Source organism: Hyphomonas sp., from assembly GCF_041689225.1.
Lineage (GTDB): Bacteria > Pseudomonadota > Alphaproteobacteria > Caulobacterales > Hyphomonadaceae > Hyphomonas.
In genome coordinates, this window is the sequence record NZ_JBDNGN010000123.1 from 1 (window position 1) to 2,791 (window position 2,791).

2 protein-coding genes and 1 pseudogene are annotated in these 2,791 nt (G+C 57.7%); 1 reads left to right on the forward strand and 2 read right to left on the reverse strand.

Annotated elements, in window-relative coordinates:
* The coding region (locus ACESNB_RS12380; RefSeq protein WP_373007741.1) for a hypothetical protein at positions 1 to 582 on the forward strand (582 nt) is incomplete at its 5' end.
* Here the strand turns inward: ACESNB_RS12380 and nqrF are convergent.
* Together nqrF and ACESNB_RS12390 are read right to left on the reverse strand one after the other, a co-directional pair.
* A complete protein-coding gene (gene nqrF, locus ACESNB_RS12385; protein WP_373007743.1) occupies positions 535 to 2,379 on the reverse strand; it encodes an NADH:ubiquinone reductase (Na(+)-transporting) subunit F in 1,845 nt (614 codons plus the stop codon). The genes ACESNB_RS12380 and nqrF overlap by 48 nt on opposite strands.
* Positions 2,380 to 2,791 (reverse strand): annotated as a pseudogene (locus ACESNB_RS12390) (hypothetical protein); the annotation flags it as partial.

Sequence of the window (2,791 nt, forward strand, 5' to 3'; positions counted from 1 at the left end):
CAACATGGGCCGCAACAGCCCGGCGAAAATCAAGCGAATACGAAACTGCCATCGACAAATCCTCCTGCCGAACAGGAGAATCAGAGTTCGAAGCAAAAGGGAATCCCTCACGATTCCTTTTGTCGCGGATGTGCTTTAGTACATGCACACCCGGCTGTTTGGCTCGTATCATTCGCCGGAAGGGCTTTTTTCAAAGGTCAGGACTGTCATGAGTTCCTTCATGGTATGATCATCATTGCGCGTTCAAGATCGATCCTGTCTTGTTCCGTCGAGATAGGCACCGGCGGCTCTTGGGTGAGGATTAAGCAAGCCGGACACACGACCGCTTCCCGTCAGATCAACGTCCGTCAAACTTGGCGCTGGCAGAGCCGGGGCCGTCCACACATGACAGCATCAGTTTTTGAAGTAGCGAAACAGAATATTGGCCACTTCCTGAGGCTAAACGCCAGGATATGTCGCCTCAAGTCCGCTTCCGGTGACAACAACGTCGGCACTTCCTTGGCCATCAAGATGGTTGCCTATATCGTCATCACGTCAGTTGCCGAAATCATCGAACATAATTCGGCTGTCAGGCACGCCTAGGGACTTCAGCAACGACAGGACCGCTTTCAGCATTTGTGGTGGGCCGCAAATGTAGAAACTGCAGCGCTCGATATCCGGATGCGAGGCGAGATACTGATCTCGGACGAGGTCGTGGATCAGACCGCGCGCGCCGGGCCAGTCATCCGTTTCCGGCACTTCTGACAGGGCCACATGCCAGGAAAAGTTCGGGTGAGCGCTTGCCAGCTTCTCGAAGTCGTCTTTGTAGACAATGTGCTCCTGCGTCCTGGCGCCATACCAGAGCGACATTTGCGAAGTTCGGCCGTTCGTGGCCAACTGGTCGACAATCATCGAGCGGATTGGCCCTATGCCGGCCCCTCCGCCAATGAATACTGTCTCACTGGCTCCGGAGTCGACATGGAAGTCTCCGAATGGCCCTCGCAATTCAATCGTATCACCGGCGACCAGAGAGCCGAGATATGTCGACCCGATGCCTGCAGAAGCGCCTGGTGCCTCAGGCTTTGCGAGCGCCAGACGGATGCTCAGGATGATGTCATGGCCAAGCTCGCCCGGGGCATTCGCGAGAGAATAGGTCCGGTAGACCGCCTCGTCGGTCCCGACAGCCCTGGCTGTTCCTGAGGCTTCCCACCGGATCTTGACCGAATTTGGCAGATTAGACTGCTCAATATCCCAGCGGAAGGGCTGAACCTTGACTTGGATATAGCTGCCAGCCCTGAAGTCGAGCGGCTCGGGGAGCGATATGCGTAGCTCATACATGTCAGGCGTGATGAAGTTTGTCGCCACGATCGTACCTTCCAGGTTTTTCGCGTCGAGCAGGCCGTGCGGCAGGGTGACCACGAGCGGAGCTTCCACCCGATGCTGGCACGCCAGGCGATAGCCGGATGCCAGTTCGCTTTCCGGGATTTGCCTGCGGTCAGCGGGTAGTATTGGAAGGGCTGTGCCAATCTGGACCCTGCATAGGCCGCACGTGCCACCGCCGCCGCATGTTGAGGGAAGTGGATAACCCTGCTCGTCCATTGCGGCGAAAAGGGACTGCATCGGTCGGGCGCTGGCCATCTTGATCGCGCTACCTTCGCTGTCGGTGAGTGACAGGGGGAAGACCTTGCCGCGGCCTTGCCACTTGCCGACGAGGTTGAAATCGCTGCGCCGGAAGCTGTCAAACCACAGAGCGATTCCGCTGAGACCCAGCCAGAGCACGATAAGCGCAGCGGTGATAATGAGTGGATGGTTGAAACTTGCCCGGTTCTGATAATCCATCATGTGGAGCATCCAGAAGATGTCAAAGGCGCGCCAGTAATGGTTGCGCCGCTCCAGGATCTGACCGTTGCGTCCCGATACGTAGATCGTGGTCCGTTCGGGGTCGTCGAAGTCGATCCTCCATGCAGGGGCCAAATGATCTCGGACTTCCAGCGTTGTTTCTAGCATATACTGGACGTTCACGACGTCACCGGGTCCGGCATAATCGGCAAGCGCGATCCGGGTGGCGAGTCCCTCGTCTACGATGATGGGCGCTCCGGTGACTGCATCCGAGAGCACGGATCCGTCAGATGTTACCGTATCGAATATCACCCGTCCGTCCAGATTTCGCAGGCGAACCTGCTGGACTTCGGCGCCGTCCACGGTTGCAGGCAGGCCGATTTGGCCGGTCGCGGCTTTCAGGACTGGAGCGGGGGCGGCGCGTTCCGCCATGCGATGGTCACCTGCCACCTTACTGTGGGGAAGGATCGCCATACCAAGGCCGCTCAGCATCCACAGCGTGAGCTGGATAGCGAGGATGAGTGCGATCCATTTGTGTGCCTGTCGAACAATCGTCATCATCTAGATAGCTCCACGGCGGCGCTTGAAGCTGAAAAACAGCAACCATGTGCCCAGAATTGACAGAACCATGCCGAGCCCGGCAGCGATGCGCAGAAGGGTGTTGTTCACGTCGGCGCGTTCTTCATAGTCCATGATGTGCAGCATCCAGGCGAAATCGAAGATGCGCCAGTAAGTGTGCCGCCTTGTGATGAGTGATCCATCGTCCGGTGATACATAAAAAGCGGTCGACCCGGCATCGGAGAAATCAATCCGCCACAATGGGAGCTTGCGGGACTGGATTTCGCTCGGCGCATCTGCCTGATCCACCAGAAGGGTCGCCGATTTGATCTTGCCGGCCCGCGTATAGTGATACCGCGCCACGCTAATCGCGTCGGCCTCCGTCAGCGGCGATATTTCAAGGCCCGTCATCGCA